20 protein-coding genes are annotated in these 25,207 nt (G+C 68.3%); 13 read left to right on the top strand and 7 right to left on the bottom strand.

Annotation, left to right across the window (positions count from 1 at the left end; all coding sequences use genetic code 11):
* Nucleotides 1-90: 90 nt before the first annotated feature.
* Nucleotides 91-699: a TetR/AcrR family transcriptional regulator gene (locus FHR72_RS02570; RefSeq protein WP_183466325.1), complete on the top strand. Its 609-nt coding sequence runs from the start codon at nt 91-93 to the stop codon at nt 697-699.
* Nucleotides 700-779: 80 nt separating this feature from the next.
* Here the strand turns inward: FHR72_RS02570 and FHR72_RS02565 are convergent, their stop codons facing one another.
* Complete coding sequence (locus FHR72_RS02565) at nt 780-1,985, bottom strand: enhanced intracellular survival protein Eis (protein WP_183466324.1); 1,206 nt, start codon at nt 1,983-1,985, stop codon at nt 780-782.
* A 65-nt stretch (nt 1,986-2,050) separates the two neighbouring features.
* On the opposite strand from FHR72_RS02565, the gene FHR72_RS02560 reads away from it, so the two are divergent.
* Nucleotides 2,051-2,947, top strand: coding sequence for an Rv0045c family esterase (locus tag FHR72_RS02560; protein ID WP_183466323.1), 897 nt, complete (start codon nt 2,051-2,053; stop codon nt 2,945-2,947).
* On the opposite strand, the gene FHR72_RS02555 is transcribed toward FHR72_RS02560, so the two are convergent.
* Both FHR72_RS02555 and FHR72_RS02550 read right to left on the bottom strand, forming a co-directional pair.
* A complete protein-coding gene (locus FHR72_RS02555) occupies nt 2,944-4,806 on the bottom strand; it encodes an Ig-like domain-containing protein (protein WP_183466322.1) in 1,863 nt (620 codons plus the stop codon). The genes FHR72_RS02560 and FHR72_RS02555 overlap by 4 nt on opposite strands.
* 47 nt (nt 4,807-4,853) lie before the next feature.
* On the bottom strand, nt 4,854-6,767 hold the full coding sequence (locus FHR72_RS02550; RefSeq protein ID WP_183466321.1) for an Ig-like domain-containing protein: 1,914 nt from the start codon (nt 6,765-6,767) through the stop codon (nt 4,854-4,856).
* Nucleotides 6,768-6,993: 226 nt separating this feature from the next.
* Here FHR72_RS02550 and FHR72_RS02545 point away from each other — a divergent pair, with 226 nt between their 5' ends.
* From FHR72_RS02545 to FHR72_RS02520, 6 genes are all read left to right on the top strand, one after another.
* A complete protein-coding gene (locus FHR72_RS02545; protein WP_183466320.1) occupies nt 6,994-9,066 on the top strand; it encodes a PhoX family protein in 2,073 nt (690 codons plus the stop codon).
* 50 nt (nt 9,067-9,116) lie between these two features.
* Complete coding sequence (locus FHR72_RS02540; RefSeq protein ID WP_183466319.1) at nt 9,117-9,929, top strand: LLM class F420-dependent oxidoreductase; 813 nt, start codon at nt 9,117-9,119, stop codon at nt 9,927-9,929.
* 52 nt (nt 9,930-9,981) lie between these two features.
* Complete coding sequence (locus tag FHR72_RS02535; protein WP_183466318.1) at nt 9,982-10,647, top strand: GntR family transcriptional regulator; 666 nt, start codon at nt 9,982-9,984, stop codon at nt 10,645-10,647.
* 45 nt (nt 10,648-10,692) lie between these two features.
* Nucleotides 10,693-12,489: an ABC transporter substrate-binding protein/permease gene (locus FHR72_RS02530; RefSeq protein ID WP_183466317.1), complete on the top strand. Its 1,797-nt coding sequence runs from the start codon at nt 10,693-10,695 to the stop codon at nt 12,487-12,489.
* Nucleotides 12,489-13,229, top strand: a complete 741-nt coding sequence (locus tag FHR72_RS02525; RefSeq protein WP_183466316.1) for an amino acid ABC transporter ATP-binding protein — start codon at nt 12,489-12,491, stop codon at nt 13,227-13,229. The genes FHR72_RS02530 and FHR72_RS02525 overlap by 1 nt, the downstream gene beginning before the upstream one ends.
* Nucleotides 13,230-13,309: 80 nt before the next feature.
* A complete protein-coding gene (locus tag FHR72_RS02520; RefSeq protein ID WP_183466315.1) occupies nt 13,310-13,750 on the top strand; it encodes a MarR family winged helix-turn-helix transcriptional regulator in 441 nt (146 codons plus the stop codon).
* 3 nt (nt 13,751-13,753) lie between these two features.
* Here FHR72_RS02520 and ggh read toward each other — a convergent pair whose 3' ends face one another.
* A complete protein-coding gene (gene ggh / locus FHR72_RS02515) occupies nt 13,754-15,094 on the bottom strand; it encodes a glucosylglycerate hydrolase (RefSeq protein WP_183466314.1) in 1,341 nt (446 codons plus the stop codon).
* 56 nt (nt 15,095-15,150) lie between these two features.
* On the opposite strand from ggh, the gene FHR72_RS02510 reads away from it, so the two are divergent.
* The gene (locus FHR72_RS02510) at nt 15,151-15,825 is read left to right on the top strand and encodes an SDR family oxidoreductase (RefSeq protein WP_183466313.1); all 675 of its coding nucleotides are present in this window, start codon (nt 15,151-15,153) and stop codon (nt 15,823-15,825) included.
* A gap of 201 nt (nt 15,826-16,026) precedes the next feature.
* Here FHR72_RS02510 and leuS read toward each other — a convergent pair whose 3' ends face one another.
* The gene (gene leuS, locus FHR72_RS02505; RefSeq protein ID WP_183466579.1) at nt 16,027-18,837 is read right to left on the bottom strand and encodes a leucine--tRNA ligase; all 2,811 of its coding nucleotides are present in this window, start codon (nt 18,835-18,837) and stop codon (nt 16,027-16,029) included.
* A 232-nt stretch (nt 18,838-19,069) separates the two neighbouring features.
* On the opposite strand from leuS, the gene FHR72_RS02500 reads away from it, so the two are divergent.
* Together FHR72_RS02500 and FHR72_RS02495 are read left to right on the top strand one after the other, a co-directional pair.
* On the top strand, nt 19,070-20,011 hold the full coding sequence (locus tag FHR72_RS02500) for an LpqN/LpqT family lipoprotein (protein WP_183466312.1): 942 nt from the start codon (nt 19,070-19,072) through the stop codon (nt 20,009-20,011).
* Between the two features lie 73 nt (nt 20,012-20,084).
* Nucleotides 20,085-20,477, top strand: a complete 393-nt coding sequence (locus FHR72_RS02495; protein ID WP_183466311.1) for a hypothetical protein — start codon at nt 20,085-20,087, stop codon at nt 20,475-20,477.
* Between the two features lie 11 nt (nt 20,478-20,488).
* On the opposite strand, the gene FHR72_RS02490 is transcribed toward FHR72_RS02495, so the two are convergent.
* Nucleotides 20,489-21,103, bottom strand: a complete 615-nt coding sequence (locus tag FHR72_RS02490; protein WP_183466310.1) for a YqgE/AlgH family protein — start codon at nt 21,101-21,103, stop codon at nt 20,489-20,491.
* Between the two features lie 136 nt (nt 21,104-21,239).
* On the opposite strand from FHR72_RS02490, the gene FHR72_RS02485 reads away from it, so the two are divergent.
* Both FHR72_RS02485 and FHR72_RS02480 read left to right on the top strand, forming a co-directional pair.
* Nucleotides 21,240-22,523 carry an MFS transporter gene (locus tag FHR72_RS02485; protein WP_183466309.1) on the top strand — a complete coding sequence of 428 codons (1,284 nt, stop codon included), beginning with the start codon at nt 21,240-21,242 and terminating at the stop codon, nt 22,521-22,523.
* A gap of 10 nt (nt 22,524-22,533) precedes the next feature.
* Nucleotides 22,534-23,310, top strand: a complete 777-nt coding sequence (locus FHR72_RS02480) for a TIGR03084 family metal-binding protein (RefSeq protein ID WP_183466308.1) — start codon at nt 22,534-22,536, stop codon at nt 23,308-23,310.
* A gap of 6 nt (nt 23,311-23,316) precedes the next feature.
* Here FHR72_RS02480 and FHR72_RS02475 read toward each other — a convergent pair whose 3' ends face one another.
* Nucleotides 23,317-25,116 (bottom strand): cadherin-like domain-containing protein, encoded by a 1,800-nt coding sequence (locus tag FHR72_RS02475; RefSeq protein WP_183466307.1) that lies wholly within the window; start codon nt 25,114-25,116, stop codon nt 23,317-23,319.
* Between the last annotated feature and the right edge of the window lie 91 nt (nt 25,117-25,207).

Below are 25,207 nucleotides of genomic sequence, written 5' to 3'. Positions count from 1 at the left end.
TCCAGTTTTGTACCGATCGGTTCAGATCCGACCGTACCAGTTATGTACCGATCGGTAATGCTCAGTCGGAGGCGGACTACCATCACGTCCATGAGCGCAGTGCAACGCCACGCAGGGGGCCGTCCGCGCTCTTTCGATGAAGACAGCGCTCTCGACGTGGCCACCGAGGTGTTCTGGCGCCTCGGTTACGAAGGCGCGTCACTGGCGGAACTGACCGGCGCGATGGGCATCAACCGGCCCAGCCTCTACGCCGTGTTCGGAAGCAAAGAGGAACTCTTCGTCCGCGCGCTCGAGCGCTACAAAGCCACCTATCACGCCCGCCTGCGTGAATTGCTGGGCTACCGCAGCGCCTACGAGGTCCTGGACTCCTACCTGCGCGACACGGCGAAGAATGTGCGAGCCGGGATCGTGCCGGGCTGCCTGTCCATTCAGGGCGGAATCACATGCGGCCCCGACAACGCGCGCATCCCGCAGCTTCTTGCCGACTACCGGCGCAGCATCGAGGACGCGATCGCGGCCGCACTCAGGCAAACCGACGACGCGTCGGGCCGTGACATCGCGGCGCTTGCCGGTTACGCCGTCACGATAGGGCAGGGGCTGGCCGTCGAGGCCGCCGGGGGCGCACCTCAGGAGCGGTTGGACGCCGTGGTGGAAACGGCGCTGGCCGGGCTCGCCGCACTGCTCGGCCCCGACCGCTAGCGCCTGTCGTGGGAGAGGACTCCCGTGCCCAGCCAGGCTGACCAGAGCAGCTCTGTAACAGGGCAATTCGGCGTTGGAGACTAGAAGGCGAAGCCGAGTTCGGCGGGAACAGCGGAGGCGAATGCGGCGTCGAGCGCAGTGACCGTCGCCGGGTCCTCGCAGCGCAGCCGGTGCGCGGTCGCGAATGCCGAGGCCCGGTGGGTGCCCAGGTACAGGCTGCCGAGCACGGACAGGTCGAGAGACACGTCGGCCGGGGCGTCGGTCGGGGTGCAGTCTGCGCGTCCCCCTCGCCTCATCTCGACGGCGAACTTACCGCCGCCACCGAGAACGGCGTCCGAAACCTCAACCACGACATCGAGATCCGCGGAGTAGGTGCGCGCCCCGAGGACCGCCGGGATGTCGAGCATCCGCAGCCACAGCCCGTCGCGGGCACCTGTGCTCCGCACCAGCCGAGGGTCGGTGAGCAGGTACGGCAGCGTATTGCCCGGGTGCGTCTCGATGCTGACGGTCTGCATCAGGTCCAGCCCGAGCAGCACCCGCCACAACGCGACGGCGGCCTCGGGCGTCACCGCGGCCAGCTTGGTGATCCTCGCCTGGTCTTTCCGTTCGCCGCTGTGCACGCGGTACATCACGAAGCCGTCGGGGTGCAGCAGACAGAAGTACGCGCTGCCGCCGCCACGCGACGACTCCCGGTCGGCGAGGACCTCGTCCCACAGCCGCGGCGGGGTGTGCAGCCCGCCCGGGGTCTGCAGCCGCCAACGTTCGTAGATGTCCTCAAGTTGTGCGCGATGTTCGGCAGCCCGCACCACCCGGACACCGCCCGGGTCCGGGACGTCCGGATGAAACCGCGCCCGCTCCCGGTCGACGACCAGGTCCTGCCAGACCGTCGCGGCGCCGTAGCCGAAGCGTCCATAGATCTCGGCCTCGCTGGCCTCGAGCCCGGCGATCGGGTAATCGCCCATGCGACTGTGCAATTCGGTGAACATCCCCCGCAGGGCGCCTCGCCGCCGGTGCGTCGGCGCGACCGCCACCCAGGACACCCCGGCCATCGGCAGCACCGCGCCGCCGGGCACTGTCAGCTGCAGATCGAGGAACAGTGCGCCACCCACCACGTCGTCGCCATCGCAGGCGACCACCGCGCCGTCGGTCGGGACCAGCGACCGCCACACCTCCATCGTCTCGGGGGACGGCCACTCCCCGAATCCGGTCGCGGCGACCAGGGCCATCGCCGACCAATCGTCGCCCTCGGCACTGCGGAACGTCAGATCCTTCTGGGTGGCTGGCACTCTCCGACCGTGGCACACCGCACCTGATAGCGCACCTCATTATCGGCGGTGCGTACTGTCGCACCATGGACGACGCCGATGACGAGCTGGCCAGCCTGTCCGAGTTCATCTTTCTCAAGGAGAACGCGCGCCAGGCGGGCGTGACCGGTGACCTGCCGGCGGTCGCCCGGGTCGACGTCGGCCCGGTGAGCGGGTTGAAGTTCGGCGACGACGCCCCCCGGGTGGTCTTCCTGCACGGCGGCGGCCAGAACGCGCACACCTGGGACACCGTGATCCTGGGCCTCGGCGAACCCGCGCTGTCCCTGGACCTCCCGGGACACGGACGGTCGGGGTGGCGCGAGGACGGTGACTACGGACCCAAGCTCAATGCCGAGGCGGTGGAGCCGGTGGTGCGCGCACTCGCCCCCGACGCCGAGCTCGTGGTCGGGATGTCGCTGGGCGGGCTGACCGCGCTGCGTCTGGCGGTCGCGGCGCCGGAGCTCGTCCGCCGGCTGGTGCTGGTCGACGTGACGCCCTCGGCACCCGAACGCCATACCGAGATGACCGACGCGCAGAAGGGCACCGTCGCGCTCGTCCAGGGCGAGCGCACGTTCCCGACCTTCGACGCGATGCTGGACGTGACGGTCGCCGCAGCGCCGCACCGGGACCGGGAATCGTTGCGGCGGGGCGTGTTCCACAACGCCAAGCGTCTCGAGGACGGGACGTGGACGTGGCGTTACGACAGCATTCGCAAGGGCGAGGGTTTCGAAGGCCTGTGGGACGACGTGCCCAAGCTCTCCACCCCCACCACGCTGATCCGCGGCGCCAACTCGTTCTTCGTCAACGATGACGATGCCGCCGAATTCGCGCGAACGGCACCCGGTTTCCAGCGGGTGCAGATCGTCGAGAACTCAGGACACTCCGTGCAGAGCGACCAGCCGCTCGCGCTGGTGAAACTGCTGCGCGGTGTGCTCGACTCCTAGCTCGCGGCCACCTTGTCGCTGCGCCGCCTGCGCAGCAGGAACACCAGGCCAACGAAACCTGCAGCGTAGGGCGGAGTTTCGGGCATCACCACGATGTAGCCGAGGTCGCGGAACATCCCGAGCTCGAAGTCACTGAAGACGCGCGGCGCCGGCCCGGCGTCCGTCCCGGAGTTCATGATCTTCTGATCGTCCCCGGCGAAGACGTCGTCCTCCAGGTGCGAGATCGAGCTTCCCCCACCCCATACCGAGGTCGTCCGCAGCGGAATCAGCCCCCCGTAGGCGGCGACCGCGTTGCGGCCACCCCAGTACAGGCCGCCGTCCTCGCCGAGGAGCTTCGGATCGTGCCGCGCGATCCAGAAGCCACCCACCAGCGGGCTGACGCCGGTTGCGGTGACGATGAACCGGTCGTACGTCTCGCGGTGCGATCCGCGATTCTCCCCCGGCGCGGCCAGGGTGGCGCCGAACCCGAACGAGTGCATGAGTTCGTGGATGGCCACGGAGACGAAGTCGTACTCGTCGGCGGACACGTCCGTGCCGAGTTCCCAGTCGCTGTCGGCCCAGTTCCACAGGATGTCGCCGTCGGCTTCGTCACCGTTGGCATCTCGTCCGGTCAACAGTTTGTGCTGCACCACGGTGGGCCAGAAGCCTGGCAGCTCCGAAATCGCGTCGCTGCCGGCCGAGGCCAGGTTCTTCGGATTGGGGTCGATACCGACCGTGTAGGTGAGCGTGACGGGCTTCTCGACGCGGAAGTACTCCTGCAGGCTGCGGGCCACCTCTTCCAGAGCCTGCTGACGCTCCTGCGTCCAATCCTCGCCGGTGTAGCTGAACTCGAACCTGATCGCGTTCTGATTGATCAGGTTCGTCGCCCTGGTGCCGACCGGGCGGAAGAGGTTGAGCAGGTTGACATGTGCCCCGACGTCGACAGCTCTGACGAAGAACGTGTCGACGCCGTCGAACCCCTCGCCGGGCGTGTAGGTGTATGTGCCGTCGTCATTGAGCACCACCGTTCCGGAACGAGGACCCCGCAGGATGCGGTAGACGATCTCGTCACCGTCGGCGTCTTGAGCCCGTACCTGCCCCGTGATCGCCCCGGTGAGCAAGCCTGTCAGTTGCACCGGCGCCACAGTGGGCGCCTGGTTGAAGAAGGCCCGACGCATCGCCACGAAGTTCGCGAGCAGTCTCGCCTTGGTCTCCTCGTCGACCGACAACGCCTCGATCCTGGCCTGGGTCCGCGACGTCCACCGGGCGATCACGTCGGCAACGACCTCGTCGTAGGAGCGTCGAGGCGCCAGCCACGGCGGAGCAGGAACCGGAACATCGTTTGGCTCCTCGAGTGTCGTCGCAGCAGTGGCCCTCCGGTATGCGGAGTCCGCTGTCGTCGACGCATCGTCGGGATCGACGGAGCCCTGACTCACCGCCGTGGGGGCGTCGGAACCCGTTGCCTCCGAACTCTCCTCGTCTTCGCCGCCGGTGAAGTCGGTGTCCTCTTCGGAGACAGCATCCTGTTCGGCGCCCCCGTCGCCCTCGATCTCGTCCGAAGCGTCAGGGGTGTCGTCGGTGTCATCGCTCTCGTCAGCGTCGTCACTGCCGCTGCTGTCGGCTGAGCTCACGGCGTCCTGGGTGGCTGCGGCGTCGCTGTCTGTGGCACCGGTCGCGGTGGCACTCTCTCGGGTCTCTTTCGGACTTTCCGCCGACGACGACGTCTCCGTCCCGGTGTCGGCGGTCGCCGTACCTGTCGGAGCGCCGAGCAAGGAATAGCCCAGCATCGCCGCACCCATGCCCGCCGAGGCGGCGGTGAGCTTCAGCCATCGCCGTACGGGAAGATCACGGGGAGTGCGCACAGCACGGTGCTTCGCCATGAGGGTCCTTATGCAATCAGTCGGGATTGGAGTGGGGTCGGCGTTTGTCAGTCGCGCGGCGCGGAATCACCCGCGCTGCGCCGCCTGCGCAGTAGGAACACCAGGCCGACGAAACCTGCTGCGTAGGGCGGAGTCTCGGGCATCACCGCGATGTAACCGAGGTCGCGGAAGATGCCGAGCTCGAAGTCACTGAAGACGCGCGTTACCAGGCCCATACCCGTCTTGGCATTCATGATCTGCTGGTTGTCCCCGGTGAACGTGAAGTCGTCGAGATGATGCAGCGAGCTACCCCCGTCCCACGGATCCGGGGTGAACAACGGAACCAGCCCGCCGTAGGCAGCGATGGCATTGCGACCGCCGAAGTACAGGCCGCCGTCCTCCCCGACCAGTTTCGGATCGTTGCGGGAAGACCACGACGCGAACGCGCCGAACGGTCGTGTGCCCCGGGCAGTCACGATGTGGCGATCGAACTCTGTGCGGGCGCGGTCCCTGTTCTCTCCCGGCTCGTCGAGCGACGACAGGAATCCGAAGGAGTGCATCAGTTCGTGGATCGCGGTCGACACGAAGTCGTACTCCTCAGCCGAGACGTCGTCGAGTCCCCACTGGTGGTCGGCGAAGTTCCACGTGATGTTGCCGTCGGCCTTCGAGCCGTTGGCGTCGCGCCCGGTCAGCAGTTTGTGTTGGACCACGGTCTGCCAATACCCCGGCAGTTTCGAGATGTAATCGCTGCTCGCCGACGCAAGACCGCGGTCCGGGTCGTTGGGGTCCTCGAGGTCCACGTCGTAGGTCAGGGTGACCGGCCGCTCGACGCGGAAGTACTCCTGCATATTGCGGGCCACCTCGGCGAGCGCCGCGCGGCGTTCCTCAGTCCAGTCGTCGCCGACGAAACTGAACTCGAACCTGATGGCGTCCTGATTGATGAGGTTGGAGGCGCGGGTGCCGATCGGCCGGAAGATGTTGAGCAGGTTCAGATGCGGGCCCACATCGACGGCACGGACGAGGAAGGTGTCGACGCCGTCGAAACCTTCGCCCGGGGTGTAGGTGTAGGTGCCGTCGTCGTTCAGAACCAGCGACCCCAGCCGGGGACCCCTCAGGATGCGATAGACGATCTCGTCGCCGTCGGCGTCCTCGGCGCCGACGCGACCTGTGATCGCGCCGGTGAGCAGGCCCGTGAGTTGAACCGGGGCGACGGTGGGCGCCTGATTGAACAGACTGCGGCGCATCGCCAGGAAGTCGGCCAGCATCCGAGCTTTCGTCTCGTCGTCGACCGACAGCGATTCGATCCTCGCCTCGGTGCGCGCGGTCCAACGGTCGATGACATCGGCGACGACCTCGGCGTACGTCCGCCGCGGAGCCAGCCACGGCGGCGCGGGCACCGGCTCGGCCGGCGCGTCGGCCGCGGTCGTGGCACTCGTCAGATTCGCCGTACTGCGCGCCGCTGCATCGCCGTCCGTCGCTGAGTCGGTGTCGGACTCCGCATCGTCGGTGTCCGCGGAGACCACCGTGTCGTCCGTGGTGTCGGCCGCGGGGGCGGAGTCGTCCGCGTCCGCGGCCTCTGCGTCGGCAGCTTCGGCCTCGGCCTCGGCCTCGGCCTCGGTGTCAGCCGCGTCTTCTGCCTCTGCGTCTTCTGCCTCTGCGTCTTCTGCCTCTGCGGCCGCGTCCTGTTCGGGAGCCGGGTCGGAGTCGCGGTCATCCCCGACGGAAGCATCGGCGTCGCGGTCAGAACCGGGCGCGGAGGAATCCGCGGCGGAACCCGCCGGCTGGGAGGACGACGTCTCGTTGGTCGTGTCGGCTGAGGCGGTGCCCGTCCCGGGGCCCATCAACGAGTAGCCCAGCAATGCAGCGCCCATGCCCGCGGATGCAGCGCCGAGTTTGAGCCACTGACGCACCGGCAGGTCAGACGCGCGGCGGCCCGCCTGATCACCGTTGTTCAGCCGACCTTTGACGCGATGCTTCGCCATAATTGACCCTCCCGAAAGTCCCGACGCCGACCATACAACGCGCCGCCGTCGCCTCGGAGCAAATACAGGGAGTTTCCTGCACAGGGTGCGCGGCGGCGGCCGGGCGTAGCGCGTCGACGGCTGTTCACCTGTTGCTTGCCTCCTGCTAGCCCACTTGCCGTAACTTCTCGCGAATCCCGGCCGCCCAGCCCCCGGCCGGAGTTTCTGCCGGAAGGAATCCGAAGCCATGGCGCTTGTGCCGCTCAACCTGCTCGTCAGCCACAACGGGAAGTCGAAGCGACAGCACGTCACCTGTGTTCACAAGTGCGGGAACGCGTGCTCGAAGCCAGTCCCCAACAAGAGCGACAACGAGTACTTCGGCGACATCGCCAAGGCCATGTCGCGGCGCTCCATCCTGCAAGCCGGCGGCGTCGCAGTCCTGGCCGTCGGCGCGGGCTCGGCACTGGCCGCCTGCTCCAACAACTCCACGCCCGCACCGACGACGTCGTCCTCGGCCGCGCCGGCCCAGCCGCCCGCCGGCATGAACTTCGCCTCGGTGGCGCCCAACAGCGAGGACGCCGTGGTCACCGCCGACGGCTACCAGCAGGGCGTGGTGATCAGCTGGGGCGATCCCATCCTTCCGGACGCCCCGAAGTTCGACGTCACCAAACAGACCGGCGCCTCCCAGCGCGGCCAGTTCGGCTTCAACAACGACTTCGCCGGGCTGCTGCCGATCCCCGGCCGGTCCGGCCACTACCTGCTCGTCACGAACTTCGAATACGCGACACCGCAATTCATGTTCCCCGGCTACAAGGCCGGCGCCCCGACCCGCGACCAGTTCGACGTCGAGATCGCCTCCATGGGCATGGGCGTCGTCGAGGTCGAACGCACCCCCGAAGGCGGCCTGCGTCCCGTCATGGGTCGGTACAACCGGCGCATCACCGCCGACAGCCCGTTCACCCTGACCGGCCCGGCGGCCGGGACCGACTTCGTCAAGACCCAGGCCGACCCCGAGGGCCGCACCGTGCTCGGCACGATCGCCAACTGTGCCGGTGGTGTAACACCCTGGGGCACTGTGCTTTCCGGCGAGGAGAACTTCCACAGCTACTTCGGTGCCGCAGAAGGATCACCGGCACCCAATCCCGTCGACGCCGACCGTCACGACCGCTACGGCGTCGCCCTCGAGCCGTCGGAACTGCTGTGGGAGACCTTCGACCCACGCTTCGATCTGGCCGAGACGCCCAACGAGGTCAACCGTTTCGGCTACATCGTGGAGCTCAACCCGTGGGACCCCGACTCCACCCCGGTGAAGCACTCCGCGATGGGCCGTTTCAAGCACGAGGGCGCCAACATCTACGTCACCGACGACGGCACCGTGGTGGCCTACACGGGCGACGACGAGCGCTTCGACTACATGTACAAGTTCGTCTCCAGCAGGAAGATGCAGCCGGGGACCGACGCGGCAGCCATGGCCAACAACCTGGCCATCCTCGACGAGGGCACGCTGTATGTCGCCAAGCTGTCGAGCGACATCCCCGCCGGCGAGATCGACGGCTCGGGCAAGCTTCCCGCGAAGGGGTCGTTCGCCGGCACCGGCACGTGGATCCCGCTGCTGCGCTCGGGGCCCGACGGGCAGTCCGAATCGCTGGTCGACGGCATCACCGCACAGGAAGTCGCGGTGTTCACCCGCATGGCCGCCGACAAGGCCGGCGCCACCAAGATGGACCGACCGGAGGACTTCGAAGCCAACCCGAAGACCGGCAAGGTCTACGTGGCACTGACCAACAACAGCAAGCGCGGCGCCGACGGCGAGGCGCCCGTCGATGCGGCAAACCCCCGCAACGACAACAAGAGTGGCCAGGTCCTCGAGATCACCGACAATCACGCGGGCACGGACTTCACCTGGGACCTGCTGCTGGTCTGCGGCGACCCCGCGGCCGCCGACACCTATTACGGCGGATTCGACAAGACCAAGGTCAGCCCCATCTCGTGTCCCGACAACCTGGCCTTCGACAGCCACGGCAACCTGTGGATCTCGACCGACGGCAATGCGCTGGACTCCAACGACGGCCTGTTCGCCGTAGCGCTGGACGGACCGAACCGCGGCGAGACCAAGCAGTTCCTGACTGTCCCGCTCGGCGCGGAGACCTGCGGTCCCGTGATCACCGACGACCTGGTGACCGTGTGCGTGCAGCACCCCGGCGAGAACGACGAGAACAGCCTCGACAGCCCGCAGTCGCGCTGGCCCGAGGGTGGCAACGGAACGGCGCGCCCGTCCGTGGTGGCGGTGTGGAAGAGCGGTGGCCAGATCGGCGTGTAGTGCGGTGGTGACGCGCGTTTGTGTGGTCTCGCGGGTGGCTACGCTCGGGTATGACCTCAGCACCGAGCTTTCCCGTCCGCATCGGCGTCCAGCTCCAGCCACAGCACGCGCCCCGCTACGACCTCATGCACGACGCCGTGCGCCGCTGTGAGGACCTCGGCGTCGACGTGGTCTTCAACTGGGACCACTTCTTTCCGCTGTACGGCGATCCGGACGGCGCGCACTTCGAATGCTGGACGATGTTGGGCGCGTGGGCCGAGCAGACCTCGCGCATCGAAATCGGCGCGCTGGTCACCTGCAACTCCTACCGCAACCCCGAGCTGCTCGCCGACATGGCCCGCACGGTCGACCACCTCTCCGACGGCCGGCTCATCCTCGGCATCGGCTCCGGCTGGAAGCAGAAGGACTACGACGAGTACGGCTACGAGTTCGGCACGGCGGGCAGCAGACTCGATGATCTGGCCGCGGCGCTGCCCCGGATCGAATCCCGATTCGCCAAGCTGAACCCGCAGCCCGTCCGCGACATCCCCGTGCTCATCGGCGGCGGCGGCGAGAAGAAGACCCTGCGGATGGTGGCCCAGCACGCACACATCTGGCATTCCTTCTCCGACACCGACAGCTATCCGCGCAAGTCGGAGATCCTCGCCGGTCACTGCGCCGACGTCGGCCGCGACCCGGCTACGATCGAGCGCTCGGCAGAGGCCAAGGGACGCACCGAGGACGACCTCGTCGCCAACGCCGAAGAACTGGCCGCACTGGGCATCTCGATGTTCACGGTCGGCGTCAACGGCCCCGACTACGACCTGTCGCAGGCCGAGATCCTGTGCCGCTGGCGCGACAGCCGCCGCGGAGGCGACGCCTAAAGTCGCAGAACCACCGTGCGCCCCGCGGGCAGCGTGAGAGACTGTCGCCGCCATGCCCAAGAAGTATGGGGTGAAGGAAAAGGACCTCGTGGTCTCACACGTGGTTAATTTGGTGCTGACCGGTAAGCTCCGCTCCGGAGATCGCCTGGACCGCAACGAGATCGCACGCGAGCTGGGGCTGAGCAGGGTGCCGATCCAGGAGGCCGTCGTCCAGCTCGAGCATGACGGGATCCTGTCGACGCGCTATCACCGCGGGGCCTACGTCGAGCGGTTCGACGAATCCGCGGTGCGCGAACACCACGAGCTCTACGGCCTCCTCAGTGGCATGGCATCGGGGCGGGCGGCCACGGCGGGCGATCCGACGATCATCGCCGAGCTCGACGGCGAGGTCGCCCAGATGCGGTCCGGGCGCGATGCGCGGCAGTTCGACGCACACGCCAAGCGCTTCCGCGCGACGGTCAACGGCGAGTACGCCGGCCCGCGGCTCCAGGCCGCCATCGACTCCTCCCAGACGTTCATTCCGCAGACGTTCTGGGAGTGCTACGCCGAGCACCGCGACCGGCTGCTGCCGTCCTATGAGGCCGAGCTGGACGCGATCGGCAGCCGGGATCGCGACGCCGCCCGCGCGGCATGCGCCCGGCGTGCGGACACCATGGCCGACATCCTGCTCAGCGAACTGGTCCGCCGCGGTGTGCTGCAGCGTTTGCACTCCGAATGAGCCGAAGCCGCCGCGCCGATCGAGCCGGGCGCTACGTTGCATTAAATGAGCTGCCCGCGGGTACTGCGCCCAACCGTGAAACCGTTCGCTCTCGCGCTGATCATCAGCATCCTCCTGGCGATGGGTCTCGCCGCCCCGGCGGGTGCGCAGGTGGACCAGTGCTCACCGCCCGGCGTGGACAGCGCCAGCGCCCTGCCGACCAACCTGGCCGCCGCAGCCAGCGGTCCGGCATCTGACAAGTACACGACCTCGACCGTCGCGCCGCTCGACTCGATCGACGTGAACTCCCTCGGTCTGAGCCAGCCCGGCACCCTGACCGTCGGCACCCTCTCGGACGCGCCGCCGAGCATCTGCATCGACTCCACCGGCCAGTTCACCGGCTTCGACAACGAACTGCTGCGCGCCATCGCCGACCGCCTGGGGTTGCGCGTCAACTTCGTGGGCACCGAGTTCTCCGGCCTGCTCGCCCAGGTCGCATCGCGCCGGTTCGACGTGGGGTCGTCGTCGATCACCACCACCGACGCCCGCCGCCGCACCGTCGGATTCACCAACGGCTACGACTTCGGATACTTCTCGCTGGTCGTCCCGAAAGGTTCCCCGATCACGGGGTTCGACAAGCTGGCCGACGGCCAGCGCATCGGCGTCGTGCAGGGCACCGTGCAGGAGGCCTATGTCATCGACACGCTGAAGCTGCAGCCGGTGAAGTTCCCCGACTACAACACCGTCTACGCCAGCCTCAAGACGGGACAGATCGACGCCTGGGTGTCCCCGTCGCAGCAGGCGCAGGGCACCGTGCAGCCCGGCGATCCCGCCGAGATCATCGAAAACACGTTCAGCCTCGATAATTTCATCGCGTGGGCGGTCGCACCGGACAACCGGCCGCTCATCGACGCGCTCAACTCGGGCCTCGACGCCATCATCGCCGACGGCACCTGGGCGCGGCTCTACTCGGACTGGGTGCCGCGCGCGCTGCCGCCCGGGTGGAAGCCCGGGTCCAAGGCCGCACCGCAACCGCAGCTGCCCGACTTCGACGCGATCGCTGCACGCAACCAGGAAAGCGATGCGCCCGCCACGCCCGTCGAACCGAAATCCACACTGGCACAACTGCGGGCGGCGTTCCTGGACTGGGATCTGTACAAACAAGCGATCCCCGATCTGTTGACCACCGGGCTACCGAACACACTGATCCTGACTGTCGCAGCCAGCATCATCGGCCTCATCCTGGGCATGGCGCTCGCGGTTGCGGGCATCTCGAAGTCCCGGTGGCTGCGGTGGCCCGCCCGCATCTACACCGACATCTTCCGCGGTCTGCCCGAAGTCGTGATCATCCTGCTGATCGGTCTCGGTGTCGGCCCCGTCGTCGGCCACCTCACGGGCAACAGCCCCTACCCGCTCGGCATCGCCGCGCTGGGTCTGATGGCCGCGGCCTACATCGGCGAGATCTTCCGCTCCGGCATCCAGAGCGTGGACCCAGGACAACTGGAAGCCTCACGCGCACTGGGCTTCAGCTACTCGACGTCCATGCGGCTCGTGGTGGTTCCGCAGGGTGTGCGCCGGGTACTGCCCGCCCTGATGAACCAGTTCATCTCGCTGCTGAAGGCGTCGTCACTCGTGTACTTCCTCGGGCTTATCGCCAACCAGCGCGAGCTGTTCCAAGTCGGACGCGACCTCAACGCGCAGACCGGTAATCTCTCCCCGCTGGTCGCGGCGGGCCTGTTCTATCTCGCGCTGACCATTCCGCTGACACACCTGGTCAACTTCATCGACGCGCGTCTGCGGCGCGGGCGTCGTCCCGACGAAGAAGATCCGCTGGTGCTGTCCACCTCTCAGGAGATGAACTGATGACCACCGCACCCCAGGCGGTGTCGCTGAGCGCGACCGACCTGCACCTGTCGTTCGGCAAGAGTGCCGTCCTGCGCGGTGTCGACCTCGACGTCGCCGCCGGATCCAGCACCGCGGTGATCGGACCGTCGGGCTCCGGTAAGTCCACGCTGCTGCGTACGCTCAACCGCCTCCACGAACCCGACCGCGGCGACATCCTGCTCGACGGGCGGTCGGTGCTCGCGGACGACCCCGACGAGCTCCGGCAGCGAATCGGCATGGTGTTCCAGCAGTTTCAGCTGTTCCCACACAAGACGGTGCTCGACAACGTCACCCTGGCCCCGCGCAAACTGAAGCGGCTCAACGCCGATCAGGCCCGCGAACTCGGCCTGGCACAACTGGATCGGGTCGGTCTGCGGCACAAGGCCGAGGTCCGCCCGACCACACTGTCGGGGGGACAGCAGCAACGTGTCGCCATCGCGCGGGCACTGGCGATGTCACCGCAGGTGATGTTCTTCGACGAGGCGACCTCGGCGCTGGATCCCGAGCTGGTGAAGGGTGTGCTGGAGCTGATCGCCGACCTCGCCGCGGACGGGATGACGATGGTCGTCGTCACCCACGAGATGGGGTTCGCCCGCTCCACGGCCGACACCGTCGTGTTCATGGACCACGGTCAGGTCATCGAAACAGGGCCGCCCGAGAGGGTGTTCGAGGGCGCCGAGACCAAGCGTCTGCGCCGATTCCTAGCCCAAGTGCTCTAGACCATCTCGGGCGTCAATTTTGCGCGATTAGCGCCGACCGCCCGACCTGTCAGGATCGGACAGGTTAGAGTGACTGAATTATGGTGGCCACCGAAGCACGGGTCAGCGAGCTTGCTGGCGAACTGCAGCGCGTGCTGTCCAAGGTGCTGTCGGTCATGCGTCACACCGGACGGACCGCGACGTCGGGCGACCTGACGTTGGCCCAGTTGTCGATTCTGCTCACCCTGTTCGACCAGGGCCCCATGCGGATGACCGAGCTGGCCGCCCACGAGCGCGTCCGCACCCCCACCACCACCGTGGCCATTCGCCGGCTTGAGAAGTTGGGCCTGGTCAAGCGGGATCGCGACCCGTCCGACCTGCGGGCCGTGCTGGTCGACATCACCCCCCAGGGTCTGGCCCAGCATCAGGAAGCGCTGGCCTCCAGGCAGGCCCATCTGGCGGCGCTGCTGAGCAAGCTCAGCGAGGAAGAACTCGACGCGTTGAACAAAGCGCTGGCCCCCCTCGAGCGCATCGCCGAATAGGGCTCAGCCCAACCAGTCCAGTACGGCCGCGGCCGTCCACGATTGCTGCATGCTGCCCAGCGGTTCACCGGTGAACGGCTCGTAGTACTCGGCGAAGGTGCCGTCGCTGGCCTGGCGCAGTCCTTCGCGCCGCAGTGTCGCGGCCCGCTCGGCCCAGCCCCGCCGGGCGAAGCACCAGGCGAACAGCCACGTCATGACCGGCCAGACCGGCCCACGCCAATACTCGCGGGGCCGGAAGTCCCGGGACACCGGCGACGTCGACGGGATCAGTGCGTACGCCAGGTCCGGATGGCCACAGAAGCGCGGACCCTCCAGCAATCGCAACAGCGCGCGCTCCCGCTCGTGCGGCAGTCCCCCGCACAGCAGGGGAGCGAACTGCGCAGCGGTCTCGGTCGCGATCCACCTCTGCGCGCGGACGTCGTAATCCTTTGCCGCACCGGTTCTTTCGTCGGTGGTCGCAAGCACGCCGGAGCGGAAGCGTTCGGCCCAGGCGTAGAGGTCCTTGACGTCGGCGTGCGGCCGTTTGTGGTCCTCCCCGATCTCGGCCAGCACCTGACAGGCCACCGAGAAGATCGCCGAGACGAACACGTCCTGCACCGCGAAACTCATCGTCCTGGAGAGTATTTCGTCGTCGTAGTGCGCGGCCTTCATCTCCTCGAGCAGCCAGAGGTAGCGGTCGTACTCCAGGTCGGACGGGCGCTGGCTGGCATCGGTGTTGATCTTGTTGTCCTCGCGCTGATACTCGGGCACCACACCCGGAATCACGTTGGCGTAGGCGCTGTCCCAGCGCGGCGAGTTGTCCATTCCGGACTCCCAGCCGTGATACAGCGTGACCCGGCCGTGCCCGTTCGGGTCCCGGCTCTCGGCCAGCCAGCGGTGCCAGCGCACCAGATCACCCCAGCGTCGGTCCAGGAACGCCTCGGCCACGGCCCGGGTCGAACGACCGCGCGTTCGCGCATGGTCGAGGATCCGCTGCACCGCGATCGCATGCACCGGCGGCTGGGTGATCCCCGAGGTGTGGCGGTTTCGCGGTGCGTCGTCGGTCAACGAGGAGCAGGCCCAGCGGGCCGGGCCCGGGAAGTATCCGTCGACACCGTTGGCGAAGACGATGTGCGGGATCATGCCGTTGCGCCACTGGGCCGACAGCAGGGTGTCGAGTTCGACGACCGCCCGTTCCACCGACAGCGGCGCGAGGCCGATCGACACGAATGCCGCGTCCCAGCTCCACATGTGCGGATAGAGCAGTGGTGCGGCGGTCGTCATCACGCCGAGGTCGTTGCCGCGAAGCAGATAGGCGGCGCGCGCAGCCAATTGCGTGGGGGCGAAGCTGGGATCGTGGGGCATGGTCTCCCCATGATGCGACGACTTCGCCCGACACGCAGGTCGGTAGGGTCGTCGGTGTGCCGACCGCCATGATCACCGGGGCCTCCGGCGGCCTCGGATCCGCCCTTGCCGACGTGTTGGCTCCGACGCACACGCTGTTTCTGGCCGGACGTCCGTCGCCGCGACTGGATGCCGTCGCCGAACGGCTCGGGGCCACCACCTGGCCCGTCGACCTGGCCGACCCCGACTCGATCTCCGCGCTCGTCGAGCCGATCGTCGAGCTCGACGTGCTGATCCACAACGCGGGCGTCGCATATCCCGCGCGGGTCGGGGAGTCGAGCGTCGACGAATGGCGGGCCACGATGGCCGTCAACGTCGTCGGCGCCGTTGCGTTGACGCTCGAGCTGCTGCCGGCGCTACGCAGCGCCGGCGGGCATGTCGTGTTCATCAACTCCGGGGCGGGCATCAACGCCTCGCCCGGCTTGGCGTCCTACTCGGCGAGCAAGTTCGCGCTGCGGGGCTTCGCCGACTCCCTGCGCGCCGACGAGCCGTCGCTGCGTGTGACCTCGGTGCACCCGGGGCGCATCGCGACGGCCATGCAGGAGGACCTCGTCGCCTACGAAGGCCGTGCGTACGACCCCGAGCAGTTCCTCAGCCCCCAGACGGTGGCCCAGGTGACGGCCGACGCGATAAACGCACCCCGCGACGCGCACGTCCACGAGGTCATCGTCCGACCGCGCCCGCCCGCGTGATTTCGGTGTAGTTCGTCACTCTGGCGTTGACCAACTACACCCGAATCGCGGCGCGGAGGGCCGCGCGGATGGTGGCGAGCACCTTGAGCAGACGCACCAGCACCCCAACCGGTTCCGCCCCGCGCGATTTCGGTGTAGTTGGTCACGCTGAGGTTGACCAACGACACCGAAATCGCGCGGGGGCGGGGGCAGAGGGGCGGGTCAGACGACGACGTTGACCAGGCGGCCCGGGACCACGATGACCTTCTTCGGCGTCCTGCCGTCGAGGAAGGCGGCCACCTTCTCCTCGGCCAGCGCGGCGGCCTCCACCGCGTCGGCGGGGGCGTCGGCCGCGACCGTCACGCGGCCGCGCACCTTGCCGTTGACCTGAACCGGGTACTCGACGGTGTCCTCGACCAGGAACCGCTCATCGGCCACCGGGAACGGTCCGTGCGCGAGCGATCCCTCGTGCCCGAGGCGCCGCCACAGCTCTTCGGCAAGGTGCGGTGCCAGCGGAGCCACCATCAGCACCAGCGGCTCGAGCGCGTCCCGGGCCGTCACCGACTGCTTGGTCAGATGGTTGGTGTACTCGATGAGCTTGGCCGCGGCGGTGTTGTTGCGCAGCGCGGCGTAATCGTCTGCCGCACCGGCGATCGTGCGATGCAGCAGCCTCTGCGTCTCGTCGTCGATCGCGTCCTCGCCGACGCGGACCGCCCCGCTCTCCTCGTCGACGACCAGTCGCCACACCCGCTGCAGGAAGCGGTGCGCACCGACGACATCCTTGGTCGCCCACGGCCGCGACGCCTCCAGCGGACCCATCGACATCTCGTAGACCCGCAGCGTGTCCGCCCCGTAGTTGTCGCAGATCTCGTCGGGCGACACCGAGTTCTTCAGACTCTTGCCGATCTTGCCGAACTCCTGGGTGACCTCCTGCTCCGGCGATCCCCAGTAGAACTTCCCGTCCCGCTCGACGACCTCCGCCGCCGGCACGTAGGACCCGCGCGAGTCGGTGTAGGCGAACGCCTGGATGTACCCCTGGTTCACCAGCCGGCGGTAGGGCTCCCGCGAGCTGACGTGCCCGAGGTCGTAGAGGACCTTGTGCCAGAACCGCGAATAGAGCAGATGTAGCACGGCGTGCTCGACGCCGCCGACATACAGATCGACGCCACCCGGGTCGTCGGGGCCGTGCTCGGCGGGCCGCGGACCCATCCAGTACGCCTCGTTCTCCTTGGCGCACAGAGCTTCTTCGTTGTACGGGTCGGTGTAGCGCAGCTCGTACCAGGAGCTGCCGGCCCACTGCGGCATCACGTTGGTGTCGCGGGTGTAGCTCTTGAGGCCGTCGCCGAGGTCGAGTTCGACGTTGACCCAGTCGATGACCTTCGCCAACGGCGGGGAGGGCTCGCTGTCGGCGTCGTCGGGGTCGAACGACACCGGCGAGTAATCGGGCACGTCCGGAAGCTCGACGGGCAGCAGCTGCTCGGGCAGACCGTGCGCGCGACCGTCGGCGTCGTAGACGATCGGGAACGGTTCACCCCAGTAGCGTTGCCGAGCGAAAAGCCAGTCCCTGAGCTTGTATTCGATGCGGGCCCGGCCACGGCCGTCGGCGGTCAGCTTGTCGGTCATCGCCTGCTTGGCCGTGGCGACGTCCATGCCGTCCAGGAAGCCGGAGTTCACCAGCGGGCCGTCGCCGGTATACGCCTCGACTGAGATGTCGCCGCCGGCAACCACTTCCACGATCGGAAGCCCGAACTCCGTGGCAAAGTCCCAGTCACGCTGGTCGCCGCCGGGGACGGCCATGATCGCGCCGGTGCCGTAGCCGGCCAGCACATAGTCGGCGATGAACACCGGAACCTGTTGCCCATTGGCAGGATTGACCGCGTATGCGCCGAGGAATACCCCCGTCTTGGACTTGTTCTCCTGGCGTTCGAGGTCCGATTTCGCAGCGATCGCGGTGCGGTAGGCGGCCACCGCGGACGCGGGCGTAGCCGCACCGAACGTCCAGCGTTCGTCGACCCCCTCGGGCCATGCCGGTGCGATCAGCTGATCCACCAGCTCGTGCTCGGGCGCCAACACGATGTACGTCGCGCCGAACAGCGTGTCCGGTCTCGTCGTGAAGACCTCGATGTCCCCGGCGTCCGTGGCGAACTGGACCGAGGCGCCGGTGGAGCGCCCGATCCAGTTGCGCTGCATCGTCTTGACCTTGTCCGGCCAGTCCAGCACATCGAGATCTTCCAGCAGCCGGTCGGAGTACGCGGTGATGCGCATCATCCACTGCCGCAGGCGTTTCCGGAACACGGGGAAATTGCCGCGCTCGCTGCGCCCGTCGGCGGTGACCTCTTCGTTGGCGAGCACGGTGCCCAGGCCAGGGCACCAGTTCACGACCGAGTCCGCGAGGTACACCAGGCGGTGGGAGTCGACGAGATCAGCGCGCGCCGCGGCGTCGAGATCGGCCCACGAGCGCCCGTCGCCCGTGGGGCGGGCACCCGACTCGAACTGCGCGATCAGCTCGGCGATGGGGCGCGCCTTGTTCTGGTCGGTGTCGAACCACGCGTTGAAGATCTGCAGGAAGATCCATTGCGTCCACTTGTAGAAGTCGACGTCGGTGGTGGAGAAGCTGCGGCGCGAGTCGTGGCCCAGCCCCAACCGGCCCAGCTGGCGCCGGAAGTTGACGATGTTGGCTTCGGTCCTGGTACGCGGATGCGTGCCCGTCTGGATCGCGTACTGCTCGGCGGGAAGACCGAACGCGTCGAATCCCAATGCGTGCAACACATTACGCCCAGTCATCCGGTAGTAGCGGGCGTAGACGTCGGTGGCGATGTAGCCGAGGGGGTGCCCGACGTGCAGGCCCTCGCCGGACGGATACGGAAACATGTCCTGCACGAACATCTTGTCGGCGGGTACCTCGCTGCCGTCGGCGGGGGCCAGAGTCCCGACGGGGTTCGCGACGTCGAACGTGCCGGACTCGGTCCACCGCTGCTGCCACGCCCGTTCGATCTCACCGGCGAGGTCGGCGGTGTAGCGGTGCCGGGGCATGTCGTCGCCCGGGCGTTCGCTCGAGGACTCTGCTCCGGCCGGAGTCGGCGTTTCAGTCACCCCACCAGGGTATAAGCACCCCTCTCGCCGATTTCCCGGCCACGGCCAGGTCTCGGTTCCGTTGCGGATGCATCAGGGGTTGGTCCCAGGTCGGTTCCAGCCCTGGTGGGCCGTCGCAGGGCATGGATACATTTCTCGCCTGACCCACCGAGCATGGAAGGACTGCACTCGGATGAGCGAAATCGCCCGCCACTGGCGGGTTCTGGCAGGAGGCATCGGTGCATGCGCAGCCGGTGTCGCAGGGGTGCTGGGCGTCGCCGCCTCGACGGCATCCGCCCAGCCGGCGATTCCGCAGCCCGTTCTGCCCGCCCCGGCCACAGTGACCCAGACGGTCACGGTGGCACCGAATGCGGCGGCGCAACCGGCGGCTCAGCCCGGTGTGATTCCCGCCACCGCCGGCCCCGCGGCCGTCCCCGCCGCGGTCGGCACTCCGGCGGTGCCGCCACGACCGGTGTCGACGATCGCCCCGGCGGCCTCGGGCACCCTCACCGAGTTCTTCGCCTCGAAGGGCGTCGCCCTCGAACCCCAGTCCAGTCGCGACTTCCGGGCCCTCAACATCGTCCTGCCGATGCCGCGCGGCTGGGAGCACATCCCCGACCCGAATGTCCCGGATGCGTTCGCCGTGCTCGCCGACCGCGTCGGCGGCAACGGCCTGTACTCGTCCAATGCCCAGGTGGTCGTCTACAAGCTCGTCGGGCAGTTCGACCCGAAGGAAGCCATCAGCCACGGCTTCATCGACAGCCAGAAGCTGCCGGCCTGGCGTTCGACCGATGCGTCGCTCGCCGACTTCGGCGGCATGCCGTCCTCGCTGATCGAAGGCACCTACCGCGAGAACAACCTGACCCTGAACACCTCGCGGCGGCACGTGATCGCCACGGCGGGCCCCGACAGGTACCTGGTGTCGCTGGCGGTCACCACCAGTGTCGACCAGGTCGTCGCCGCGGCCGACGCCACCGAGGCCATCATCAACGGCTTCAAGGTCAGCGTGCCCGGACCCGCACCCGTCATGCCGCTTCCCGGCACCCCGCCGCTGCCGCAGCCCGCGGCGGCACCCCCAGCTCCCGGCGTCCCCGCAGTGGCCCCCCCGCCACAGCTGTTGGGATTGCAGGGATAGCGACGTCGTCCCCCGGGCGAAGCCTGGCGCCCGGGGGACGGCGACCCGCTCCACACGACGTATTCTGTCGCTCATGCTGGTAGCCGCTGTGGTCACACTGTGCGCGGCCGTGGTCATCGCGGCCCTCGGCGCATGGTCGTTGATGCGCCGGCCCTCCGAGGACTTCGTCCAGCACGTGCTGCGCGCCGTGGCCCCCACCCAGTTGGCGGCGGCGGTGATGCTCGCGGCAGGCGGCGTGGTCGCGTTGTCCGCCCGGCCCTCGACCGCGGTGGTCGTCCTCATCGTCTGTGTCGTCGGCGCGCTCGGCACCGTCGCGGCGGGATGCTGGCAGAGCGCCAAGCTCGTCGCCCGGGAGAACGCCCGCCTCGCGGCGGCCCAGAGCGTCGGTGGATGCGGCGGTGGCAGCGGAAGTGGCAGCGGAAGTGGCAGCGCCTGCGGGTCCTGCACGCTGTCCTGCGGCCGCTGATCCTCCGACGGCTAGTTGCGGCTCAGATCGATCGGGTGCGTCGCCATCAACGACAGCGGCATCGGCTGACGCCGCAGAATCCTGGCCCACAGATCGACCTTGGGCTCCACGAGCACGTCAGTCGGCAACGCGGACAACACAATCCAGTCGTCACGCTCGATCTCACCTTCGAGCTGACCGATCGTCCAGCCTGAGTAGCCCGCGAAGATCCGCACGCCCTCGACCACCGGCGCGAGCGAGTCCGGCTCGGCGTCCAGGTCGACCATCACGACGCGTCCCTGCACGTGACGCAGACCGGGCACGCCCGTGGGGTCGACGCCGGACCGCAGCGTGGCCAGACACAGGGCAGCATCGCGCTTGACCGGACCACCGATGAACATGGTCTTCGGCTTGACGGCCAGCTTCGCCCACTGTGGCAGCACGTTGTAGACGGCCGTCTCGCTCGGCCGGTTCAACACCACGCCGAGCGTGCCCCCGTCGTTGTGCTCGACGACGTAGATGACGCTGCGGCGGAAGGTGGGTTCCAGCAGATCCGTGTTGGCGAGAAGCAGGGTGCCGGCGCGGACGCGGGGAGCGATGGGTGCGGCCCTGTCTTGGAAATCCTCCGGATCCTCTGGCTGCCCCATCGGACCATCATGTCACCACCGTCACCTGATCGGGGCGAACAAGCCGACCCCGCGGGGATATTTGTACTGTGGGTCGGGTCGCTTCGCGCGAGACGCCGACCGACCCGACCCCCAGCCCCAACAGGACGTGACACCCGTGCCCGACGACAGCGCCCCCCGGACGTTGTGGCGTTCGGTGCGGGCGCTTCCGGAGTTCCGGCGGCTGCTCGAACTGAGGGCCGTGAGCCAGTTCGGCGACGGGCTGTTCCAGGCCGGCATCGCCGGCGCCATCCTGTTCAACCCGGAGCGCGAAGCCGAGCCGTGGGCGATCGCCGCGGCATTCGCGGTGCTGTTCCTGCCCTACTCGCTTCTGGGCCCGTTCGCCGGCGCGCTGCTCGACCGCTGGGACCGGCGCCTGGTGCTCGTCGCCGCCAACACCGGCCGGCTCGCGGTGATCGTCGGTGTCGGTGCGCTGCTGGCCGCCGGCGTCGGCGACATCCCAATCCTGTTGAGCGCGTTGCTCGCCAACGGGTTCACCCGCTTCGTCTCCTCGGGACTCTCGGCGGCTCTACCGCACGTCGTTCCGCGGGCCCAGGTGATCGCGATGAACTCGGTGGCCACCGCGACCGGTTCTGTCGCCGCGTTCGCGGGGGCGATGTCGATGCTGATCCCCCGATGGCTCTTCGGGGCAGGCGACACCGGTGCGTCGGTGGTGATCTTCCTCGTGACCGCGCCGGTGGGGTTGGCGCTGTGGCTGTCGATGCGGTTCCCACCGCGCCTGCTGGGTCCCGACGACAGCGTGCGCGCGGTCCACGGTTCGGCGCTCTACGCGGTGGCGACCGGATGGGTGCACGGCGCCCGCACCGTCCTGGCGGTGCCGACGGTCGCCGGCACACTGGCCGGGCTGGGCGCACACCGGATGGTCTTCGGCATCAACACCTTGCTGGTGCTCGTGATGGTCCGTCACACCGAAGCCGCGACGGTGGCCGGTCTCGGCACGACGGTCCTGTTCGTCACCGCGGGCGGCGCGGGACAGTTCCTGGCCACCCTCGTGACCCCCGCACTGGTCAAGAAGTGGGGCCGGTACGCGACGCCCAACGGCGCGCTGGCGTTCTCCGCGGTGGTGCAGCTCATGGGCGCCACCCTGCACCTGCCGGTCATGATCGTGTGCGGGTTCCTGCTCGGTGCGGCGGGCCAGGTGGTCAAGCTCTGCGCCGACACCGCCATGCAGATCGACGTGGACGACGCGCTGCGAGGACATCTGTTCGCGGTGCAGGACTCCCTGTTCTGGCTGGCCTTCATCATCGCGATCACCGGCGCCGCAGCGGTGATCCCTGCGAACGGCCAGTCCCCCGCGCTCGCCGCCGGCGGCGCCGCGATCTACCTGGCGGGGCTCGCCGTCCATGCGGTGGTGGGCCGGCGTCGGCGGGCCCGCGGCTAGGGTGACCCGTATGGCCGGAGCAGCCCCGATGGTCGACGATCTACGCGCGGAAAGCGACGACCTCGACGGACTCGTCGCCGCGCTGACGCCCGACCGGTGGGCGACCCCGACGCCCGCGCCGGGATGGACGATCGCCCACCAGATCGCACACCTGCTGTGGACCGACCGCGTCGCGCTGCTGTCGGTGACCGACGAGGCGGGTTTCGCCGCGGTGCTGGCTCAGGCCTCCGAGAACCCCTCCGGATTCGTCGACGCCGGTGCCGAGGAACTGGCGGCGCTGCCACCCGCCGAGCTGCTCGCCGACTGGCGGGCCACCCGCAAAGCCCTGCACGACGAACTGCTGACGGTCGTCGACGGCCGCAAACTGCCGTGGTTCGGCCCGCCGATGAGTGCTCCGTCGATGGCGACCGCCCGGCTGATGGAGACCTGGGCGCACGGCCTCGACGTCGCCGACGCGCTGGGCGTTGCCCGGACGCCGACCGCGCGCCTGAAGTCGATCGCCCACATCGGCGTCCGCACGCGGGATTTCGCCTACGTGGTCAACGGACTCACCCCGCCGGCGGAACCGTTCCATGTGAAACTGTCCGCACCGGACGGATCGGTCTGGACGTGGGGCCCCGAGGACGCCGAGCAGTTCGTGACCGGCGCTGCGCAGGATTTCTGCATGGTGGTCACGCAGCGACGCGCCCGGTCCGAGCTGGATGTCGCCGCGACCGGGCCCGACGCCGAGAAGTGGTTGACGATCGCGCAGGCCTTCGCCGGACCGCCAGGGCCCGGCCGCGGCTAGAGCCTGCTACGCCTTGCGCCAGTAGCCCAGTCGGCCGGGCGGGATATAGGGCGAGTAGTTGGCGGTACGGGGAGCCGACGCCCGACCGCTTCCGTAGTTGTTCTGGTCGTAAAGCTTGCCCGCATGCCAGATCCCGATGTGGCCGAAGGCTGTTCCGGCACCGCTGCCCCACACCAGAATGTCGCCGTTCTGGAAATTGCCGTCGGTGCGCCAGACGAAGCCCCGCGCCGCCATCTGATTACCCCCGACAGCGCCCTGTCGGTAGTCGACTGCATTGCCCCAAGCCCCCGCCGAGATTCCGTGTACGTCGCGCAGGAACCGCTTGACAAGGGACACGCACTCGCCCGGATAGCTGCCGTCCGGCGCGGCGATCGTCCTGCCCCGGGTCGCGGCAACGAACGAATCCACCCTGGCACTGAGCGGCGGTGTCGACGGAGGCGGCGGCGGGGGCGCTTTGGCGCTGACCGGCACGGTGATGACGACGATGCTTTCCGCGGCGCCGTCGGTGACCACGGCGCTGAACTGCACCGTGTCCTCGCCTGGAGAACGGAACGCCGCCTCGCGCGCTGCGACCGTGGGGACGAAGCTGAACTGGCCCCCGGGATTGACGGCGACCGTGCCGACGCCGGGGTCGACGGTCAGGTTGAGACGATAGGTCAGCGCGAACCCTTCCGGATCCGTCGCGTTGATGTGACCGACCACCAGTCCGTTGTTGCCGTCGATGCCGTCGACCGTGAACTGGGGACTTCCGAGCTGAGGGGACTGGTTCGCACCCGGCTTCGGGATCTTGACCCGCACCGAGACCGTCGCAGTGCCGCCATGCCCGTCGGTCACCGTCACCGAGAACCGATCGGTCCGCTTGAACAAGCTCGTCGCCCCGGCCAGTGCCTCAGCGGTGGGGGTGTACACGAATGTCCCGTCGCCGTAGACGACGACGTTGCCTCGCTCCGTGGCTGCAGATCCAGCGAACCCCAGCACGTCGCCGTCCTTGTCGGTGCCCGTGACCTTGCCCGTCACAGCACCCGTGGCGGGGTTGGTAGCTCCCATCGTCGTTCTGCCGTTGGGACGTGCATTGGCAGGCTTGATCGTGACCGTCACGTAGGTCGTCACAACGCCACCGAACCCGTCGTCGACGGTGATCCCGATCGAATCCGTCTTCCGGCCGTTGGGCGCCGCGGCATCGTGCTGTGCGGCCTTGGTCGGGGTGTACGTGAACGAGCCGAACCTGTTGACGGAGACCTTGCCCAGCGCAGTTGACCCGCCGATGTAGGTGAGCTTGTCCCGGTCGGGATCAGTCGCCTTGATACGCCCGTAGACATTCGAGGAGAACATCCCCGGCGAACCGGGCGAGCGGACGGTCACTGTCGGAGCGGTGTTCGGAACAGCTGCAGAACGGTTCGAACCCTTCGCAGCTTCCTTCCCGTCGGAAGGCACGACCGGCAGCGCGAACGCCGCTGCAAGGAGCGGATCTTCGTCGACCGGACCGTCGGACGTCGCCTCCCCCGCTGCCGGTGCCTCGCCGACACGGCGGAACGTGGCGGTCTTCCGCTGGTTGTCTTTCAACGATGAAGCGTCCTCGTTCTCGTCGGCCGCCTCGGCCTCTGCGGTTTCGGCAACGTCGCGATCGTTCTCTGTGCCTCCGGCCGGCGTCGCGCTCGCACCGTCCGGTTCCGAGCCGGCTTCGTTGTTGGCCTCCGTGGCGGTGTTCGTCTTCGATGCGTCAGAGGACCGCGAGTCGGTGCTCGTGGACGACGACTCCGACCCGTCCGTGCCGCTGTCGGCGGTAGCGGTCCCGGTTCCTGCCATCAGGGCTACACCCATTCCGAGGGTGAAAGCCCCTGCTCCGAGCCATCTGTATGCCTCCCGCGGGGTCTTCCTCCCAGCGCGGTGGCGGCCT

The sequence above is a fragment of the Mycolicibacterium iranicum genome (assembly GCF_014190915.1).
Classification (GTDB): Bacteria; Actinomycetota; Actinomycetes; order Mycobacteriales; family Mycobacteriaceae; genus Mycobacterium; species Mycobacterium iranicum_B.
Note: the sequence above shows the minus strand (reverse complement) of the source record. Positions and strands in the feature narration are given on the sequence as shown.

Excerpts from the sequence above, each read along its gene's own strand:
- FHR72_RS02570 (WP_183466325.1), top strand. The coding sequence starts at position 91 with ATGAGCGCAGTGCAACGCCACGCAGGGGGCCGTCCGCGCTCTTTCGAT.
- FHR72_RS02560 (WP_183466323.1), top strand. The coding sequence starts at position 2,051 with ATGGACGACGCCGATGACGAGCTGGCCAGCCTGTCCGAGTTCATCTTT.
- FHR72_RS02555 (WP_183466322.1), bottom strand. The coding sequence starts at position 4,806 with ATGGCGAAGCACCGTGCTGTGCGCACTCCCCGTGATCTTCCCGTACGG.
- FHR72_RS02550 (WP_183466321.1), bottom strand. The coding sequence starts at position 6,767 with ATGGCGAAGCATCGCGTCAAAGGTCGGCTGAACAACGGTGATCAGGCG.
- FHR72_RS02545 (WP_183466320.1), top strand. The coding sequence starts at position 6,994 with ATGGCGCTTGTGCCGCTCAACCTGCTCGTCAGCCACAACGGGAAGTCG.
- FHR72_RS02540 (WP_183466319.1), top strand. The coding sequence starts at position 9,117 with ATGACCTCAGCACCGAGCTTTCCCGTCCGCATCGGCGTCCAGCTCCAG.
- FHR72_RS02535 (WP_183466318.1), top strand. The coding sequence starts at position 9,982 with ATGCCCAAGAAGTATGGGGTGAAGGAAAAGGACCTCGTGGTCTCACAC.
- FHR72_RS02530 (WP_183466317.1), top strand. The coding sequence starts at position 10,693 with ATGAGCTGCCCGCGGGTACTGCGCCCAACCGTGAAACCGTTCGCTCTC.
- FHR72_RS02525 (WP_183466316.1), top strand. The coding sequence starts at position 12,489 with ATGACCACCGCACCCCAGGCGGTGTCGCTGAGCGCGACCGACCTGCAC.
- FHR72_RS02520 (WP_183466315.1), top strand. The coding sequence starts at position 13,310 with ATGGTGGCCACCGAAGCACGGGTCAGCGAGCTTGCTGGCGAACTGCAG.
- ggh (WP_183466314.1), bottom strand. The coding sequence starts at position 15,094 with ATGCCCCACGATCCCAGCTTCGCCCCCACGCAATTGGCTGCGCGCGCC.
- leuS (WP_183466579.1), bottom strand. The coding sequence starts at position 18,837 with ATGCCCCGGCACCGCTACACCGCCGACCTCGCCGGTGAGATCGAACGG.
- FHR72_RS02500 (WP_183466312.1), top strand. The coding sequence starts at position 19,070 with ATGAGCGAAATCGCCCGCCACTGGCGGGTTCTGGCAGGAGGCATCGGT.
- FHR72_RS02495 (WP_183466311.1), top strand. The coding sequence starts at position 20,085 with ATGCTGGTAGCCGCTGTGGTCACACTGTGCGCGGCCGTGGTCATCGCG.
- FHR72_RS02490 (WP_183466310.1), bottom strand. The coding sequence starts at position 21,103 with ATGGGGCAGCCAGAGGATCCGGAGGATTTCCAAGACAGGGCCGCACCC.
- FHR72_RS02480 (WP_183466308.1), top strand. The coding sequence starts at position 22,534 with ATGGCCGGAGCAGCCCCGATGGTCGACGATCTACGCGCGGAAAGCGAC.
- FHR72_RS02475 (WP_183466307.1), bottom strand. The coding sequence starts at position 25,116 with ATGGCAGGAACCGGGACCGCTACCGCCGACAGCGGCACGGACGGGTCG.